This is a genomic window from Kitasatospora sp. NPDC059577, from assembly GCF_042735475.1.
Classification (GTDB): Bacteria; Actinomycetota; Actinomycetes; order Streptomycetales; family Streptomycetaceae; genus Kitasatospora.
Window position 1 is genome coordinate 1 of record NZ_JBHWBZ010000032.1, and the last position, 16669, is coordinate 16669.

At 73.4% G+C, this 16669-nt stretch carries 12 protein-coding genes and 1 pseudogene; 8 read left to right on the plus strand and 5 right to left on the minus strand.

The features are described from left to right. The first annotated feature begins 527 nt into the window (after positions 1 to 527). Together ACFV0O_RS23620 and ptsP are read left to right on the plus strand one after the other, a co-directional pair. Positions 528 to 977: a PTS glucose transporter subunit IIA gene (locus ACFV0O_RS23620; protein WP_380345006.1), complete on the plus strand. Its 450-nt coding sequence runs from the start codon at positions 528 to 530 to the stop codon at positions 975 to 977. A 43-nt stretch (positions 978 to 1020) separates the two neighbouring features. Further along, positions 1021 to 2691, plus strand: a complete 1671-nt coding sequence (gene ptsP / locus ACFV0O_RS23625) for a phosphoenolpyruvate--protein phosphotransferase (protein ID WP_380345008.1) — start codon at positions 1021 to 1023, stop codon at positions 2689 to 2691. Positions 2692 to 2763: 72 nt separating this feature from the next. On the opposite strand, the gene ACFV0O_RS23630 is transcribed toward ptsP, so the two are convergent. The 3 genes from ACFV0O_RS23630 to ACFV0O_RS23640 all read right to left on the minus strand — a co-directional run bounded on the left by ACFV0O_RS23630 (position 2764) and on the right by ACFV0O_RS23640 (position 6588). After that, entirely contained in the window at positions 2764 to 4782 is a 2019-nt protein-coding gene (locus ACFV0O_RS23630; RefSeq protein ID WP_380345010.1) for an acetoacetate--CoA ligase, read from the minus strand. Between the two features lie 130 nt (positions 4783 to 4912). Continuing rightward, positions 4913 to 5461 carry an NUDIX domain-containing protein gene (locus tag ACFV0O_RS23635; protein WP_380345012.1) on the minus strand — a complete coding sequence of 183 codons (549 nt, stop codon included), beginning with the start codon at positions 5459 to 5461 and terminating at the stop codon, positions 4913 to 4915. 95 nt (positions 5462 to 5556) lie between these two features. Next, the gene (locus ACFV0O_RS23640; RefSeq protein WP_380345014.1) at positions 5557 to 6588 is read right to left on the minus strand and encodes an NUDIX domain-containing protein; all 1032 of its coding nucleotides are present in this window, start codon (positions 6586 to 6588) and stop codon (positions 5557 to 5559) included. A gap of 189 nt (positions 6589 to 6777) precedes the next feature. Between ACFV0O_RS23640 and mmuM the strand changes: the two genes are divergently transcribed. The 5 genes from mmuM (at position 6778) to ACFV0O_RS23665 (ending at position 13049) form a co-directional block, all read left to right on the plus strand. Next, entirely contained in the window at positions 6778 to 7722 is a 945-nt protein-coding gene (gene mmuM, locus ACFV0O_RS23645) for a homocysteine S-methyltransferase (RefSeq protein ID WP_380345016.1), read from the plus strand. A 119-nt stretch (positions 7723 to 7841) separates the two neighbouring features. Then, positions 7842 to 8606 carry an IclR family transcriptional regulator gene (locus tag ACFV0O_RS23650; RefSeq protein WP_380345018.1) on the plus strand — a complete coding sequence of 255 codons (765 nt, stop codon included), beginning with the start codon at positions 7842 to 7844 and terminating at the stop codon, positions 8604 to 8606. Between the two features lie 305 nt (positions 8607 to 8911). Then, entirely contained in the window at positions 8912 to 9631 is a 720-nt protein-coding gene (locus ACFV0O_RS23655; protein ID WP_380345020.1) for an MIP/aquaporin family protein, read from the plus strand. A 127-nt stretch (positions 9632 to 9758) separates the two neighbouring features. Further along, positions 9759 to 11279, plus strand: coding sequence for a glycerol kinase GlpK (gene glpK, locus ACFV0O_RS23660; protein WP_360262518.1), 1521 nt, complete (start codon positions 9759 to 9761; stop codon positions 11277 to 11279). Between the two features lie 174 nt (positions 11280 to 11453). Continuing rightward, positions 11454 to 13049: an FAD-dependent oxidoreductase gene (locus tag ACFV0O_RS23665; protein WP_380345022.1), complete on the plus strand. Its 1596-nt coding sequence runs from the start codon at positions 11454 to 11456 to the stop codon at positions 13047 to 13049. Between the two features lie 144 nt (positions 13050 to 13193). On the opposite strand, the gene ACFV0O_RS23670 is transcribed toward ACFV0O_RS23665, so the two are convergent. Then, positions 13194 to 14414, minus strand: coding sequence for an amidohydrolase family protein (locus ACFV0O_RS23670; protein ID WP_380345024.1), 1221 nt, complete (start codon positions 14412 to 14414; stop codon positions 13194 to 13196). A gap of 177 nt (positions 14415 to 14591) precedes the next feature. On the opposite strand from ACFV0O_RS23670, the pseudogene ACFV0O_RS23675 reads away from it, so the two are divergent. Next, a pseudogene (locus tag ACFV0O_RS23675) lies at positions 14592 to 15161 on the plus strand (TetR/AcrR family transcriptional regulator); the annotation flags it as partial. 115 nt (positions 15162 to 15276) lie between these two features. On the opposite strand, the gene ACFV0O_RS23680 reads toward ACFV0O_RS23675, so the two are convergent. Then, positions 15277 to 16668 (minus strand): gluconate:H+ symporter, encoded by a 1392-nt coding sequence (locus tag ACFV0O_RS23680; protein ID WP_380345123.1) that lies wholly within the window; start codon positions 16666 to 16668, stop codon positions 15277 to 15279. Position 16669 lies beyond the last annotated feature (1 nt).

The window sequence follows — 16669 nt, forward strand, 5'->3', positions numbered from 1 at the left end:
TCCTGAGGCCGGGGATGTCAACATATCTGGCGTTGACTTTTGGCACGCTGTTGAGTTCTCAAGGAACGGACGCTTCCTTCGGACCGCCTTCCAGCAGGCCCTCCGGGCTTTCGTTCGTGATTCCAGCTTAGCAGATGTTTTCCGCTCCGTTTACCGGGGCTTTTCGCATCTGAAATCTGGTGTTAACCGCCGAGTTGCGGCGACTCGACCAACCATAGCGGGTCGTCCGCCGCGGCGCGAATCGAGGCTCGCCCGGTGTCACCCGGGTGGCGGCATGATTTGTTGCTCTCGCGAGCATATACAGCAATGGTCCCGATTCGCCAAGATGCCTGTAGAGTGCGGCGCATCGACCGAGAGGACTAGACCACTCGCGGGCCGATGGGACGCCGGCCAACAGGTGGGCACGGGGCGGGGTTTCGCCCGGGAATGTCGACAGATGTCCCTAGTTGACATGATTTAGGCTTCAGTTGATCGTCGTGCCGCTCCTCGCGGCCGCTCGCTGTACTGCGCTCTTGGGAGGCACAACCATGACCACTGTGACGTCGCCGCTGACCGGCAAGGTCGTCGGGCTCGCCGGCGTGCCCGACCCGGTGTTCTCGGGTGCGATGGTCGGCCCGGGCACCGCGATCGACCCGGTCCGTCGGCCCACCGAGGCGGTCGCCCCGGTGGACGGCGTCGTCGTCTCCATGCACCCGCACGCCTTCGTCGTCGTGGACGCCGAGGGCCACGGTGTGCTGACCCACCTCGGGATCGACACCGTCCAGCTCAACGGCGAGGGCTTCGAGCTGCTCGTCAACAAGGGCGACACGGTGACCCGCGGTCAGGCCGTCATCAAGTGGGACCCGGCCGCCGTCGAGGCCGCCGGCAAGTCGCCGATCTCCCCGATCGTCGCGCTGGAGGCCGCCCCGGACTCGCTCGGCGGCCTGCGGGAGGACGGCGAGGCCGTCTCCGGCGAGGCCCTGTTCAGCTGGAGCTGACTCCTCTCTATCCCCCACACACAGACTCAGCGGAGACAGGTACATGGAGAAGACACTGCGCGGCGTGGGTGTCAGCCACGGGGTCGCGATCGGCCAGGTGCGGCACATGGGGACGGCGGTGCTGGAGCCCCCGGCCACCCAGATCCCCACCGAGGACGCCCCGCGGGAGCAGGCCCGCGCCCAGGCCGCCGTCGAGGCCGTCGCCGCCGACCTGATCGCGCGCGGCAACCTGGCGGGCGGCGAGGCGCAGGCCGTGCTGGAGGCCCAGGCGCTGATGGCGCAGGACCCGGAGCTGATGGCCGACGTGTCCCGCCGGATCGCCGTCGGCAGCAGTGCCGAGCGCGGTGTGTACGACGCCTTCGCCGCCTACCGTGCGCTGCTCGCCTCCGCCGGGGAGTACCTGGCCGGGCGGGTCGCCGACCTGGACGACGTGCGGAACCGGATCGTGGCCCGGCTGCTCGGGGTGCCGATGCCGGGTGTGCCGGACAGCGACGAGCCCTACGTGCTGTTCGCCCGTGACCTCGCGCCGGCCGACACGGCGCTGCTGGACCCGGCGCTGGTGCTCGGCTTCGTGACCGAGGAGGGCGGGCCGACCAGCCACAGCGCCATCCTGGCGCGGGCGATGGGCGTGCCGGCCGTCGTCGCGCTGCCCGGTGCGACCGATGTCGCCGAGGGCACCGTCGTCGCCGTGGACGGCAGCTCCGGCGACGTGCTGCTGGAGCCTTCGCAGGAGAAGCAGGAGGAGCTGCGGGCGGCGGCCGCCGAGCGCAGGGCAGCGCTGGCTGCCTCCTCCGGCCCCGGCCAGACCTCGGACGGGCACCGCGTCCCGCTGCTGGCCAACGTGGGTGGCCCGGGGGACGTGCCGGCGGCGCTGGAGAACGGCGCCGAGGGTGTCGGCCTGTTCCGTACCGAGTTCCTGTTCCTGGACGACTCGGCGAAGGCCCCCACCGAGGAGAAGCAGGTCGAGGCGTACCGCAAGGTGCTGGAGGCCTTCCCCGAGGGGCGGGTCGTCGTCCGGGTGCTCGACGCGGGTGCGGACAAGCCGCTGGACTTCCTGACCCCGGCCGACGAGCCGAATCCGGCGCTGGGCGTGCGCGGCCTGCGCACCCTGCTGGAGCACCCCGAGGTGCTGCGCACCCAGCTGCGAGCGCTGGCCACCGCGGCCGAGGGCCTGCCGGTGCACCTTGAGGTGATGGCCCCGATGGTGGCCGACCGCAAGGACGCCAAGGACTTCGCGACCGCGTGCCGCGAGGCCGGGCTCGCCGCCAAGTTCGGTGCGATGGTGGAGATCCCGTCAGCCGCGCTGCGGGCCAGGTCGATCCTGCAGGAGGTCGAGTTCCTGTCGCTGGGGACCAACGACCTCGCGCAGTACACCTTTGCGGCCGACCGCCAGGTCGGTGCGCTGGCGCGACTGCAGGACCCGTGGCAGCCGGCGCTGCTGGACCTGGTCGCCGCGGCGGCCGACGCAGCGCGGGTGTCCGGCAAGAGCTGCGGTGTCTGCGGCGAGGCGGCGTCCGACCCGCTGCTGGCCGTGGTGCTGACCGGTCTTGGCGTCACCAGCCTCTCGATGGGCTCCGCGTCGATCCCGTACGTGCGGACCACGCTGGCCAAGTACACGCTGGCGCAGTGTCGCCGGGCGGCCGAGGCGGCCCGGGCCGCGGACGGTGCCGAGGAGGCACGGGCGGCGGCGCAGCAGGTGCTGTCCGGCGAGTAGGGACAGTGGACGGACCGGAAGGGGCGCCCCACCACCGCGGTGGGGCGCCCCTTTCGTGCGCGCCGGGGCCGCTCAGGCCCGGCGGTCGACGCGGAGCTGCTCGAAGAAGCGCAGGTGCTCGATCTTGTCGACGGAGCCGGGGTTGACGGCCTGCTCCAGCGGCGTGCCGGAGAGGATGCGCTTGACCGGGACCTCGATCCGCTTGCCGGTGAGGGTGTGCGGCAGGCCGCGGACGGCGATGACCTCGTCGGGGACGTGGCGCGGGGAGAGCTCGGTGCGCAGGGAGGTGCGGATGCGCTTGATGAGGTCGTCGTTCAGCTCGGCGCCGGGCGCGAGGACGACGAACAGCGGCATCCAGTAGCCGCCGTCGGGCTCCTCCAGGCCGATGACCAGGGATTCGGCGATCTCGGGGAGGCGCTCGACCACCTCGTAGATGTCCGAGGAGCCCATCCGGACGCCCTGGCGGTTGAGGGTGGAGTCGGAGCGGCCGTGGATGACGACGGTGCCGCGGGAGGTGACGGTGATCCAGTCGCCGTGGCGCCAGACGCCGGGGTAGGTGTCGAAGTAGCTGTCGTGGTACCGGGTGCCCTCGGGGTCGTTCCAGAAGCCGGTGGGCATGGACGGGATGGGCTTGGTGACGACGAGTTCGCCGACGGCGTCCGTGAGCGGCTTGCCCTGGACGTCCCAGGACTCGACGGCGGCGCCGAGGCAGGGCGCCTGGATCTCGCCGAGGTGCACGGGGAGGGTGGGCACGCCGCCGACGAAGCATGAGCAGACGTCGGTGCCGCCGCTGACGGAGGCGAGCCAGACGTCCTCCTTGACCTCGTCGTAGATCCAGCGGAAGCCGTCGGGCGGCAGCGGGGAGCCGGTGGTGCCGATGCAGCGCACGGCGGAGAGGTCGAGGTCGCGGCCGGGGTGCAGCTCGGCCTTGCGGCTGGCGATCACGTAGGCGGCGGAGGTGCCGAGGACGGTGGCGCCGGTGCGGGCGGCGACGGACCACAGGGCGCCGGTGTCGGGGTGCCCGGGGCTGCCGTCGTAGGTGACGATCGTGGCGCCGACGAGGAGGCCGGCCAGCAGGAAGTTCCACATCATCCAGCCGGTGGACGTGTACCAGAGGAAGCGGTCCCGGGGGCCGAGGTCGAGGTGGAGGCCGGCCTGCTTGAGGTGTTCGAGCAGGATGCCGCCCTGGCTCTGGACGATGGCCTTGGGCAGGCCGGTGGTGCCGGAGGAGTAGAGGACCCAGAGCGGGTGGTCGAACGGGACCGGCTCGAAGACCGGTTCCACGTCGTCGGCGACCAGGTCGTCCCAGGTCAGGGCGCCCTCGGGGGCAGGGGAGCCGAGCAGCGGGACGTGCACGACGGTGCGCAGGCTGGGGAGCTCGCGGCGCAGCTCGGCGACGACCTCGGTGCGGTCGTGGTCCTTGCCGCCGTAGTGGTAGCCGTCGACGGCGAAGAGGACGGCGGGTTCGATCTGCTGCAGGCGGTCGAGGACGCTGCGGGCACCGAAGTCGGGGGCGCAGCCGGTCCAGACCGCGCCGACGGCGGCGGTGGCGAGGAAGGCGACGGCGGCCTGCGGGATGTTGGGCAGGTAGGCGCTGACGCGGTCGCCGGGGCCGATGCCCCGGGCGCGCAGGGCGGCGGCGAGGGAGCCGACCTGGCGGCGCAGCTCGGACCAGGTGAGGACGACGGGCTGCTCGGTGGTCTCGTCGACGTGGAGGACGGCCGGACGGTCGGCGTTGGAGGGGTCCTCGGCGGCGCGCAGGGCGTGCTCGGCGTAGTTGAGGCGGGCGCCGGGGAACCAGCGGGCGCCCGGCATGGCCGGGTCGGCGAGGACGGCCTCGGGGGCCTCGGTGAAGCGGACGTCGAACCAGCGGGTGACCGCGGTCCAGAACCGGTCGAGGTCCTCGGTGGACCAGGCGTGCAGGTCGGCGTAGCGCTCGGCGGCCTGCTGGTCGTCGGCGGCCGGGGCCAGCGGGGCGGCCGGGGCGCCGTGGTGTTCGGCGGCCCAGGCCTGGAAGGCCACCAGGCTGGTGGCGGCGGCGCGAGCGGGGTTGGGGCGCCAGAGCGGCTGGTCCTGGGATGGGGTGCTCACGGTGGTGGTCTCCCGGCCGGTGGTGGGGACGGGAGGGCTCGTGGCAGACCCGTCCGGTTGGGCTGTCGGTGCAGACCATGCCACGTGAGCGGCCGTCGCGCCAGGGTCGGCCGGGGCGCGGCGGGGTCGGTCAGCGGGGGGCGAACTCGCCGCTGAACCAGCGGTGCAGGACGCTGTTGTGGAAGTCCCAGGCGAGCGGGGTGTCGGCGGTGGCGAGGTACCAGCCGTCGGTCTCGTCGGTGGGGCGCGAGGGCGGGAGCTCGGCGAGCGGGCGGGCGGGCAGCAGGCCGCAGAGCATGACGAAGCGGCCGTCGGGGTCGGAGCAGGTGTGGATCAGGGTGACCTCGGCGGGGTCGGCCGTGATGCCGGTCTCCTCGTGGAGTTCGCGGACGCAGGCCTGCTGCCAGCTCTCGCCGTAGTCCATGTAGCCGCCGGGGAAGGCGAGTTCGCCGTAGCCGGGTTCGATGGTGCGGCGGATGACGACCAGGGCGGGGTCGTCGTCGGGCCGGGTGACGGGCAGGACGGCGACCGCGACGGGAAGCGGGTTGCGGTAGCTGATCTCGGCGCAGCCGGGGCAGGTGCGGGGCCAGGCCCGGGTGTCGGGCGGGTACGGCGTGCCGCAGAAGTGGCAGTGGGAGAACGGCCGGTGGACGGCCCGGGCGGCTTCGTCAGTGGTCATGGCCGGATGGTAGTCCCGTCGGTCGGCGTGGTCCCCCGGTCTCCGGTGATCAGTGCTCGGGTGATCCGCGCTCCGGTGATCGGGGTCCGCGGTGATCAGTGGTGCGGGCCCTCGCCCGGGAGGCCCTCGCGGGCGGCGGTGGGGCGGAGCAGGGCGGGGTGCAGCAGGGCGGCGTCGCCCGCGTGGTAGGTGCGGGCCCGGGGGCCGCCGCGGGCGCCGCCGCGCGCGGTGGTGGTGCCGGTGCTCTCGACGAATCCGGGGACGGAGAGGACCTTGCGGTGGAAGTTGCCGGGGTGGAGCTTCTCGTCCCAGACCGCCTCGTAGACGGCGCGCAGGTCGGGGATGGTGAAGTCGTGGGGCAGGAAGGCGGTGGCCAGCGGGCTGTACTCGAGCTTGGCGCGCACCCGGTCGAGCCCGTCGGCGAGGATCCGGGCGTGGTCGAAGGCCAGCGCGAGCGGTGCGGGGCCGGGGGGGGGGCGGGGCGCGCCCCCCCCCGGGGGGGCGGGGGGGCCCGCGCCCCCCCGCCGGCGCGCCGGCGCGGGCCCGCCCGGGGGCGCCCCCCCCCCCCGCCGCGGGGGGGGGGCGCCGCCGCCCCCCCCCCCCCCCCCCCGGGGGGGGCCCCCCCCCCCCCCCCCGGCGGCTCCGGTCCGGCCGCGGGGCCGGAGGTCCAGGTCGCGGACGGGGTGCCAGGCGGCGGCCGCGGCGTCCGTCCCGGCCCGGGGGTCGGGGAGGTCCGGTGCGAAGGCGAGGTAGGCGACGGAAACGACGTGCATCCGCGGGTCCCGGTCGGGGGCTCCGTAGGTGCCGAGCTGTTCCAGGTGGAGCCGGCAGAGCGTGGCCTCGGCGTCGGAGGCGCTCTGCAGGCCGGTCTCCTCGGCGAGTTCGCGGGCGGCGGCCTCGTCCAGGCTCTCCTCGCCGGCCCTCAGGAAGCCACCGGGCAGTGCCCAGCAGCCCTGGTAGGGCGGGGCGCCGCGTTCGACGAGCAGGACGTGCAGGCCGCCGTGGCGCAAGGTCAGGGCGACCACGTCGACCGTGACGGCGATCGGGGCGTAGGCGCGCGGGTCGTACGCGGCGAGCCATTCCTGCTCGGCCGCGGGCCCGGTGCCGGGCCGGTCGTCCGCCGCCATCGCCGGTCCTCTCCGCGCTCTCGTGGCTCTCGTGTTCGTTCTTGTCTTCGGTGTGGTCAGGTGCTGTCGTTCTCGGCCTGAGCACAACGTAGTCATTCACGTTCCCCGGCGGCAAATGCTTTTCCCGGTCGGCGGGACGCTCCGCCTTCTAGGCTGTGACCAGCAGCGACCGTGCCAGAGGAGGCCGACATGCCCACTGCTCCCCCGCCGGACTTCGCCGCGGCGCTGGCCGCCGGTCCGCTGGTGCTGGACGGCGGGATGTCGAACCAGTTGGCGGCGGCGGGGCACGACCTGTCGGACGAGCTGTGGTCGGCGCGCCTGCTGGCGGACGACCCGGGGGCGGTGGTCGCGGCGCACCGGGCGTACTTCGAGGCCGGCGCGGACGTCGCCATCACGGCGAGCTACCAGGCGAGCTTCGCGGGCTTCGCCCGGCGCGGCGTGGGCCGGGCCGGTGCGGCGCGGCTGCTGGCGAGCAGCGTGGAGCTGGCCCGGGAGGCGGCGCGGGCCGAACCGGGCGGGCGGCGGCGCTGGGTGGCGGCGTCGGTGGGCCCGTACGGGGCGGTGCTGGCGGACGGCTCGGAGTACCGGGGCCGGTACGGGCTGGGCGTCGCGGAGCTGGTGGCCTTCCACCGGCCGCGGCTGGAGGTGCTGGCGGCGGCCGGGCCGGACGTGCTGGCGCTGGAGACGGTGCCGGACGCGGACGAGGCGCGGGCGCTGCTGGAGCTGGTGCGCGGGCTGGGGGTGCCGGCCTGGCTGTCGTTCAGCGTCGACGGGGACCGGACCCGGGCCGGGCAGCCGCTGGCGGAGGCGTTCGCGCTGGCGGCGGACGTGGACGAGGTGCTGGCGGTGGGCGTCAACTGCTGCACGCCGCAGGACGCGGACCGGGCGGTGGCGGTGGCCGCCGAGGTGACCGGGAAGCCGGTGGTGGTCTACCCCAACAGCGGGGAGCGGTGGGACGCCGAGAACCGGGGCTGGCGCGGGGAGCCGACCTTCCGCTCGTTCCGGGTGGGCGGCTGGCTCGCGGAGGGCGCGCGGCTGGTCGGCGGTTGCTGCCGGGTCGGCCCGGACGGGATCGCGGCCCTCGCGGCGGAGGTCGCGGTGCGCCGGAGCCGGCCCGCCGGCGCGGGAGGTTAGCACCCGACCGGAGGCGGACTACCGAGGGGGAAGGTGCACGGAGTCCGTCCAGCCTGGCAGACTCGTCCCGTCACCACTGCGGTCGACAATGTCGACCGCCTGTCCGCGCGGAGGTACCCATGCCCGGCCCGATCCAGTCGCTTTCCCGGGCCGCCGCGATCATGCGCCTGCTGGCCGGCGGTGAGCGCCGCCTCGGCCTGTCCGAGGTCGCGACGGCGCTTGACCTCGCCAAGGGCACCGCGCACGGCATCCTGCGCACGCTGCAGCAGGAGGGGTTCGTCGAGCAGGACCCGGAGAGCGGCAAGTACCAGCTGGGCGCGGAACTGCTGCGGCTGGGACAGAGCTACCTGGACGTCCACGAGCTGCGGGCGCGGGCCCTGGTGTGGGCGGACGACCTGGCCCGGGCGTCCGGGGAGACGGTCTACCTGGGGGTGCTGCACCAGCAGGGCGTGCTGATCGTGCACCACGTGTTCCGGCCGGACGACACCCGGCAAGTGCTGGAGGTCGGTTCGATGCAGCCGCTGCACAGCACCGCGCTGGGCAAGGTGCTGGTGGCCTACGACCCCGTCGCGCGCGGGGAGTTGGGTGACGGGCCGTACGAGTCCTACACCATGCGCACGCTGACCGAGGCGGCCGACGTGGACGCCGAGTGCGCGCTGATCCGCGAACGCGGCTGGGCCGACTCGGTGGAGGAGACCTGGGAGGGCGTGGCCTCGATCGGCGCGCTGATCCAGGACCGGCGGCGCAACCCGGTGGGCGCGGTGTGCATCAGCGGTGCGGTGGAACGGGTCTGCGAGGACGGCTTCGTGAAGCCCTCGCTGGTGGCCTCGGTGCGCAGCGCGGCGCGGGCGATCTCCCGCGACCTGGGCGCCGGCCGGTTCTGAGATACATCGTTCACATCGTCACGCTGAGGCGCGGACGGGCTGTCGGCCTGTCCGCGCCTTGGCGTTTTGTCCTGTTTCGGGGCGCTCCGCTCGGTAACTTCGGAGGGCGGGTCGAGGCGAGGGTCACAGCTGCGTAACCCTGCCTTGACGTGGGGCCGACCTGGGGAGGAAGCTTCCGCATGACGGTCGACATTGTCGAACGATGGCCGGGAAGATCACTCCCACAGTGCGCTCACTCCGCATAGCGATCGACCGGCCGCCTGCCCCCACCCGCACCTCCGGGCCATATGGACAAGGGAGTCTTTGTGTCCGCGTTCTCCAACGGCGACGTCTTCGTCGGTGAAACCCTCGGCACCGCCGCCCTGATACTCCTCGGCGGCGGCGTCTGCGCCGCCGTGACCCTCAAGAAGTCGAAGGCCATCAACGCCGGCTGGCTGGCGATCACCTTCGGCTGGGGATTCGCGGTCCTCATCGCCGCATACATGTCGGCTCCGAAGTCCGGCGCGCACCTCAATCCCGCCGTCACCATCGCGCTCGCGGTCAAGAGCGGCGACTGGAGCCAGGTGCCGCTCTACATCGGCTCGCAGATGCTCGGCGCGATCATCGGCGCCGTTCTGGTCTGGGCCACCTACCTCGGCCAGTTCAACGCCAACGAGGAACCCACCCTCGGCATCTTCTCGACCGGGCCCGAGATCCGGAACCCGTTCCAGAACGTGCTCACCGAGGTCATCGGCACCTTCGTGCTCTGCTTCGCGATCCTCACCATCGGCACCAACACCGGCCTCTCCCAGTCCGGTACCGGCACCCTGATGGTCGCCTTCACCGTCGTCGGCATCGGCCTCTCGCTGGGCGGCCCGACCGGCTACGCGATCAACCCGGCCCGTGACCTCGGCCCGCGCATCGCACACGCCCTGCTGCCGATCCCCAAGAAGGGCGGCTCCGACTGGTCGTACGCCTGGGTCCCGGTCGTCGGCCCGATCATCGGCGGCCTCGCGGCCGGCGGCGTGTACAACGCCCTCTTCTAAAGGCCCTCCCCCGAACAGCGGTGTCGACCGAACAGCGGTGTCGACCCCGCCGAACACGGGGACTGACCGAGAAGCGCGTCAGGCCCACCCACCCCGTAACCCCCGAACCCGAGCCGAGGACCCTCCCATGACCTCCACCGGTAACTACATCGCCGCGATCGACCAGGGCACCACCTCCAGCCGCTGCATCATCTTCGGCGCCGACGGCCGGATCGTCGCCGTCGACCAGCAGGAGCACCGGCAGATCTTCCCCCAGCCCGGCTACGTCGAGCACGACGCCGCAGAGATCTGGACCCGGGTGCAGTCGGTCGTCCGCGGCGCGCTGGAGAAGGCCGGCCTGACCAAGGACGACATCCGCGCCGTCGGCATCACCAACCAGCGCGAGACCACCGTCCTGTGGGACAAGAACACCGGTGAGCCGGTGCACAACGCGCTGGTGTGGCAGGACACCCGCACCGAGGGGCTCTGCCGCGAGCTCGGCCGCAACGTCGGCCAGGACCGCTTCCGCCGCGAGACCGGCCTCCCGCTGGCCAGCTACTTCGCCGGCCCGAAGATCCGCTGGCTGCTGGACAACGTCGAGGGCCTGCGCGAGCGCGCCGAGGCCGGCGACATCCTGTTCGGCACCATGGACACCTGGGTGATCTGGAACCTCACCGGCGGTGTCGACGGCGGCAAGCACGTCACCGACGTGACCAACGCCAGCCGCACCATGCTGATGAACCTCAAGACGCTCGCCTGGGACGAGAGCATCGCCGAGTCGATGGGCGTGCCGATGGCCGTCCTGCCGGAGATCCGCTCCTCCGCCGAGGTGTACGGCGAGGCCGTCGGCGACCTGGCCGGCGTCCCGGTCGCCTCCGCGCTCGGCGACCAGCAGGCCGCGCTGTTCGGCCAGACCTGCTTCAACGAGGGCGAGGCCAAGTCCACCTACGGCACCGGCACCTTCCTGCTGCTCAACACCGGCGAGAAGATCGTCAACTCGTACCACGGCCTGCTGACCACCGTCGGCTACCGGATCGGCGACCAGGCCCCGGTGTACGCCCTGGAAGGCTCCATCGCCGTCACCGGCTCGCTCGTCCAGTGGCTGCGCGACCAGCTCGGCATCATCTCCACCGCCGCCGAGATCGAGACCCTCGCCAACACGGTCGAGGACAACGGCGGCGCCTACTTCGTCCCGGCCTTCTCCGGCCTGTTCGCCCCGTACTGGCGCTCCGACGCCCGCGGTGTGATCGCCGGTCTGACCCGGTACGTCACCAAGGGCCACCTGGCCCGGGCCGTCCTGGAGGCCACCGCCTGGCAGACCCGCGAGGTCGTCGACGCCATGCAGAAGGACTCCGGGGTCGAGCTCACCGCCCTCAAGGTCGACGGCGGCATGACCAGCAACAACCTGCTCATGCAGAACATCGCCGACGTCCTGGACGCCCCGGTCGAGCGCCCGTACGTGGCCGAGACCACCGCCCTCGGCGCCGCCTACGCGGCCGGTCTCGCCGTCGGCTTCTGGAACGACCTCGACACCCTGCGGGCCAACTGGCACCGCGCCGCCGAGTGGACCCCGCGCATGGACGAGGCCACCCGGGAGCGCGAGTACAAGAAGTGGCTCAAGGCCGTGGAGCGCACCATGGGCTGGGTGGAGGAGGAAGAGACCAACTGACCGACCCGCCGGTCGGGGCCCCGTGCCCCGGCCGGCCGCCCGCTGTTCCGGCAACGGGCGCAACCGTGTTTCACCGGCCCGCCGCACCGGGCCGACCGGCCTCTCCCGCAGGGGCCGCACCGCACCCGAGAGGAGTAACGGCGCCGCCCGACCAGCGCGCCGTACACAACCACCATGGCAACCATCCCGACCCTGGGCGCCGAGCGCACCGCCGGCCGCACCGCCTCCCGCGCCGAGACCCGTGAGCTGCTCGGCAAGGCCACCTACGACCTGCTGGTGATCGGGGGCGGCATCCTCGGCACGGCCGTCGCCTGGACCGCGTCCCAGGCCGGCCTGAAGGTCGCCATGGTCGACGCCGGCGACTTCGCCGGTGCCACCTCCAGCGCCTCCTCCAAGCTCGTCCACGGCGGTCTGCGCTACCTGCAGACCGGCGCGGTCAAGCTGGTCGCGGAGAACCACAAGGAGCGCCGCGCGCTCTCCACCGACGTGGCCCCGCACCTGGTCAACCCGCTCACCTTCTTCGTGCCGGTCTACAAGGGCGGCCCGCACGGCGCGGCCAAGCTCGGCGCCGGCGTGTTCCTGTACTCGGCGCTCTCCGCCTTCCGCGACGGCATGGGCCGGGTCTCGACCGCCGCGCACGCCGCCCAGCAGGTGCCCGCGCTGCGCACCGAGGGCCTGCGCTCGGTGGCCGTCTACGGCGACCACCAGATGAACGACTCGCGCGTCGCGGTGATGACCGTGCGCGCCGCCGTCGACGCCGGCGCCGTGGTGCTCAACCACGCCGAGGTCACCGGCCTGCGCTTCACCGGCAGCCGGGTCACCGGCGCCGAGCTGCGCGACCGCCTGGACGGCACCGAGTTCGGCGTCGACGCCCGCCTGGTACTCAACGCCACCGGCCCGTGGGTCGACCACCTGCGCAAGATGGAGGACGCCGGCGCCGCGCCGTCGATCCGCCTCTCCAAGGGCGCCCACGTCGTGGTCAAGCGCCGCTCGCCGTGGCGCGCCGCGCTGACCATCCCGATCGACAAGTACCGCGTCTCCTTCGCCATCCCGTGGGAGGACCACGTCCTCCTCGGCACCACCGACGAGGAGTACACCGGCGACCCGAAGGACGTCCGGGCCACCGACGCGGACATCGACCAGATCATGGGCGAGGCCGCGCACGCGATCCGCGACGAGCACCTCGACCGCGACCTGGTCACTTACTCCTTCGCCGGCCTGCGCGTGCTGCCGGGCGGCCCGGGCGACACCGCCGCCGCCAAGCGCGAGACGGTCGTCACCGAGGGCAAGGGCGGCATGCTGTCGGTCTCCGGCGGCAAGTGGACCACCTACCGCCACATCGGCCGCACCGTGCTGGAGAAGCTGGCCCACGTGCCCGGCACCAGCCTCGGCGAGGACATGTCCCCGATCGCCCCGACCGTCCCGCTGCCGGGCGTCGGCGCGCCGAACGCGGTCGCGCACCGCCTGCTGATCGACCGCGAGCCGGGCTCGCGCATGGAGCCGCTGGTCGCCAAGCACCTGGCCAGCCACTACGGCACGCTCTCCTTCGAGATCGCCCGCCTGATCGACGAGAACCCGGAGCTCGGCCGGCCGATCCACGAGGACGGGCCGGACGTCTGGGCGCAGGTCGCGTACGCGGCGGACAACGAGTGGGCGTACACGGCGGACGACGTGCTGCGCCGCCGCACCACCATGACGGTGCGCGGACTGGACACGCCGGAGATCCGGGCCGACGTCGAGGCCTTCCTGGCGAAGAAGGCCGGCAAGTAACCACCGCAGGACGGTACGACGGGCGGGCGTCCGGGGTTTCCCCGGGCGCCCGCCCGTCGCTTTGCCCGCCCGTCGAGCTGCGCGGGTGGCGCACTGCCGGGGCGGCGCCGCGTCAGGTGGGCGCCGCGTCGGGTGAGCGCCGCGTCAGACCGGCGTGCCGGCCTTGACCACGTGCCGGAGGTACCGCTCCGGGCGGGTGAGGACGGTGAGGTCGGCCAGCGGGTCGCCGTCGACGACGAGCAGGTCGGCGTGGGCGCCCGGGGCGAGGGTGCCGATCTCCCCCGCCATGCCGAGCAGCCGGGCCGCCGTGGTGGTCGCCGAGCGGAGCACGTCCGCGACCGGCTGGACGCGGGCGCGGAGGGTGAACTCCTCCAGCTGGGCCGGGTGCAGCGGGCCCAGCAGGTCGCTGCCGTAGACCAGGTTGACGCCCGCGCGGTGGGCGCGCTCCAGGGCGTCGAGGCCCCGGTCGCGGACCTCGGCGAGCTTGCCGACGGAGGCGGGCGGCAGGCCGGAGGCGGCACCGAGCCTGGCGGTCTGCTCGTAGGCGACCAGGGTCGGGACCAGGAAGGCGTCCTTCTCCAGCAGCAGGGCGACCGTGTCGTCGTCCAGCAGGTTGCCGTGCTCGACGCAGCGCACCCCGGCCCGCAGGGCGCGGTCGATCGCGCGCGGGTGGTAGGCGTGCACGGTGACGTAGCGGTTGTGGTTCTCCGCTTCCTCGACCGCCGCGCGGATCTCCTCCTCGCTGTACTGGACGGCCGCGATCTCGTCGTGCGGGGAGGCGACGCCGCCGGAGAGCAGCACCTTGAGGTGGCGCGCGCCCTTGCGGAACTCGTCCCGGGCGGCGGCCCGTACGGCGTCCACGCCGTCGGCGATCCGGCCGAAGTTCGGCCGCGACTCGCAGCAGGGCAGGGCGTCGTCGCCGAGCGGGCGCAGGTCACCGTGGCCGCCGGTCTGGGACAGCGCCTTGCCGCCGTGCAGCAGCCGGGGGCCGGGCACCAGGCCCTCGGCGAGGGCGCGGGCCATGCCGTGGTCGGCGCCGCCGACGTCGCGCACGGTGGTGAAGCCGCGGCGCAGCATGCGCCCGGCTTCGGCGAGGGCGCGGGCGGTCGCGTAGCCGGGGGTCCAGTCGGCGACGTCGCGCAGGTCGAGCGAGGTGACCAGCAGGTGGACGTGGGCGTCGATCAGGCCGGGCAGGACGGTGCCGCCGGCGGCGTCGACCACCCGGACGCCGTCGCCCGCGGCGGGCGGACGGCCGGTGCCGGTGGCGGCGATCCGGCCGTCGGCGGCCTCCAGCCAGCCGAGGTCGGTGCGGGTGCCGTCCTCGGGGTGGAGCAGGTGGGCGTTGGTGATCAGCAGTCGGCTCATGGCGGTGGTCCCCCTCGGGTCCGGTACGGCGGTGGGCTGCGGCGGTCCGGGCCCGGGTCTCCGGGCCCGGCCGGCCCGGCACGGCGGGTTCGGGCACGGCGGTTCGGGCACGGCGGTCGGCGCGGCCTCCGCCATTCAGTACGGCTCGTATTGAATACGACCTGTACTGAATACACCATGTATCGTTCTCCTGTGAACCCACCCCCCGCCGACACCGCCCCCGCCCGGCCTCCCCGCCGCCGCGTCCACACCCGGGCCCGGCTGCTCGCCGCGGCGGGCGAGCTGTTCCTCACCGTCGGCTTCGCCCGGACGAGCATCGAGGACGTCTGCGCCGCCGCCGGCTACACCCGGGGCGCCTTCTACTCCAACTTCGGCAGCAAGGAGGACCTACTCCTGGCCCTCTTCGACGACCAGGCGGCGCTGCGGATGACCGAACTGGAGCAGTTGGCCGCCGCCTGCGAGGCGCTGCCGCCCCAGGAGCGGGCCCGACTGCTGGTCGAGGCGCTGCTGCGGGTCGAACCCGCGGAGACCGGGTGGATCCTGCTGTTCCTGGAGTTCCGGCTGGTCGCCGCCCGGACGGAGGCGCTCGCCGAACAGGTCGCCGCACACGATCGGACCGTCGCCCGGGCGCTGGCCGACGTCCTGGAGCGGGCGCTGCCGGAGCTGGTGCCCCCGGGCGCGAGCGCCGGGCAGGCCGCGGCGGTGGTCCTCGCCGCGCGGGAGGGACTGCTGGCCAGGACGGCGGCAGGCGGGGCCGTCGCGGAGGAACTGCTGGGGGCGACGGCGGCGGTGCTGCGGTGCTGCGGTGGTGCGGTGCTGCGGTGCGGCGGTGCGGCGGTGCGGCGGTGCGGCGGTCGGGACGCTAGACGATCAGGCTCAGCGGCAGGATCAGGGCTATCGCGACGACCGAGATCACCGTCTCCATCACCGACCAGGACTTCAGCGTCTGCCCGACGCTCATCCCGAAGTACTCCTTCACCAGCCAGAAGCCGGCGTCGTTGACGTGCGAGAAGAACAGCGAGCCGGCGCCGATCGCGAGGACCAGCAGCGCCGAGTGGGTCGAGGACATGGTCGCGGCGAGCGGGGAGACGATGCCCGCCGCGGTGATCGTGGCGACCGTCGCCGAGCCGGTGGCCAGGCGGATCAGCACGGCTATCAGCCAGCCCAGCAGCAGCGCGGAGACGTGCCACTTGCCGGACCACTCGCTGACCGCGTTGCCGACGCCCACGTCGATCAGGGTCTGCTTGAAGCCGCCGCCCGCGCCGACGATGAAGACGATGCCCGCGATCGGACCGAGCGACTTGCCGACGGTGTCGGAGATCCGGGCCTTGTCGAAGCCGGCCGCCCTGCCGAGGGTCAGCATGGCGAGCAGGGTCGCGGCGAGCAGGGCGATCAGCGGGGAGCCGATGAAGTCGAACACCCGCTGGGCGGGCGCCTTCGGGTCGTCGATCACCACGTCGGCCAGCGCCTTGCCGAGCATCAGTACGACCGGCAGCAGGATGGTCGCCAGCACCGCGCCGAAGGACGGCGTGCGGTCGGGCTTGACCGTCTCCTCGGGGGCGGTGGCGGCCGGGATCTCCAGCGGGCCGACCCAGCGCTCGGCGACCCGTGCGAACAGCGGGCCGGCGATGATCAGGGTCGGGACGGCGACCAGCAGGCCGAGTGCCAGGGTGATGCCGAGGTCGGCCTTCAGGGCGTCGACGGCGACGAGCGGGCCAGGGTGCGGGGGCACCAGACCGTGCAGCACCGACAGGCCGGCCAGGGCCGGGATGCCGACCCGCATCAGCGGCACGTTGCCGCGGCGGGCCACCAGCAGCACGATCGGGATCAGCAGGACGACGCCGACCTCGAAGAACAGCGGCAGGCCGAGCACGGCCGCGATCAGCGCCATCGCCCAGGGCAGCGCCTTGGCGCCCGTACGGGAGAGCACGGTGTCCGCGATGATGTTCGCGCCGCCGGAGTCGGCGAGCAGCTTGCCGAGCATCGCGCCGAGGCCGATCAGCAGGCCGACGCTCGCCACGGTGGCGCCGAAGCCCGTGGAGAAGCTGGCGAGCAGCTTGTCGAAGGGGGCGCCCGCGACGGCGGCCAGCAGGCCGGAGCCGAGCGTGAGGGCGAGGAACGGGTGCAGCTTCAGCTTGGTGATCAGTACGACGATCGCACCGATGCTGACCAGCACCGCGATCAGCAGCTGGGTGTTGCTGCCGGTGTGCGCCAGGGCCGGTGGGGCGGCCGCCAGCAGGGTGGGGGAGCTCATG

Excerpts from the sequence above, each read along its gene's own strand:
- ACFV0O_RS23665 (WP_380345022.1), top strand. The coding sequence starts at position 11,454 with ATGGCAACCATCCCGACCCTGGGCGCCGAGCGCACCGCCGGCCGCACC.
- ptsP (WP_380345008.1), top strand. The coding sequence starts at position 1,021 with ATGGAGAAGACACTGCGCGGCGTGGGTGTCAGCCACGGGGTCGCGATC.
- mmuM (WP_380345016.1), top strand. The coding sequence starts at position 6,778 with ATGCCCACTGCTCCCCCGCCGGACTTCGCCGCGGCGCTGGCCGCCGGT.
- ACFV0O_RS23635 (WP_380345012.1), bottom strand. The coding sequence starts at position 5,461 with ATGACCACTGACGAAGCCGCCCGGGCCGTCCACCGGCCGTTCTCCCAC.
- ACFV0O_RS23640 (WP_380345014.1), bottom strand. The coding sequence starts at position 6,588 with ATGGCGGCGGACGACCGGCCCGGCACCGGGCCCGCGGCCGAGCAGGAA.
- ACFV0O_RS23650 (WP_380345018.1), top strand. The coding sequence starts at position 7,842 with ATGCCCGGCCCGATCCAGTCGCTTTCCCGGGCCGCCGCGATCATGCGC.
- glpK (WP_360262518.1), top strand. The coding sequence starts at position 9,759 with ATGACCTCCACCGGTAACTACATCGCCGCGATCGACCAGGGCACCACC.
- ACFV0O_RS23670 (WP_380345024.1), bottom strand. The coding sequence starts at position 14,414 with ATGAGCCGACTGCTGATCACCAACGCCCACCTGCTCCACCCCGAGGAC.
- ACFV0O_RS23680 (WP_380345123.1), bottom strand. The coding sequence starts at position 16,668 with ATGAGCTCCCCCACCCTGCTGGCGGCCGCCCCACCGGCCCTGGCGCAC.
- ACFV0O_RS23620 (WP_380345006.1), top strand. The coding sequence starts at position 528 with ATGACCACTGTGACGTCGCCGCTGACCGGCAAGGTCGTCGGGCTCGCC.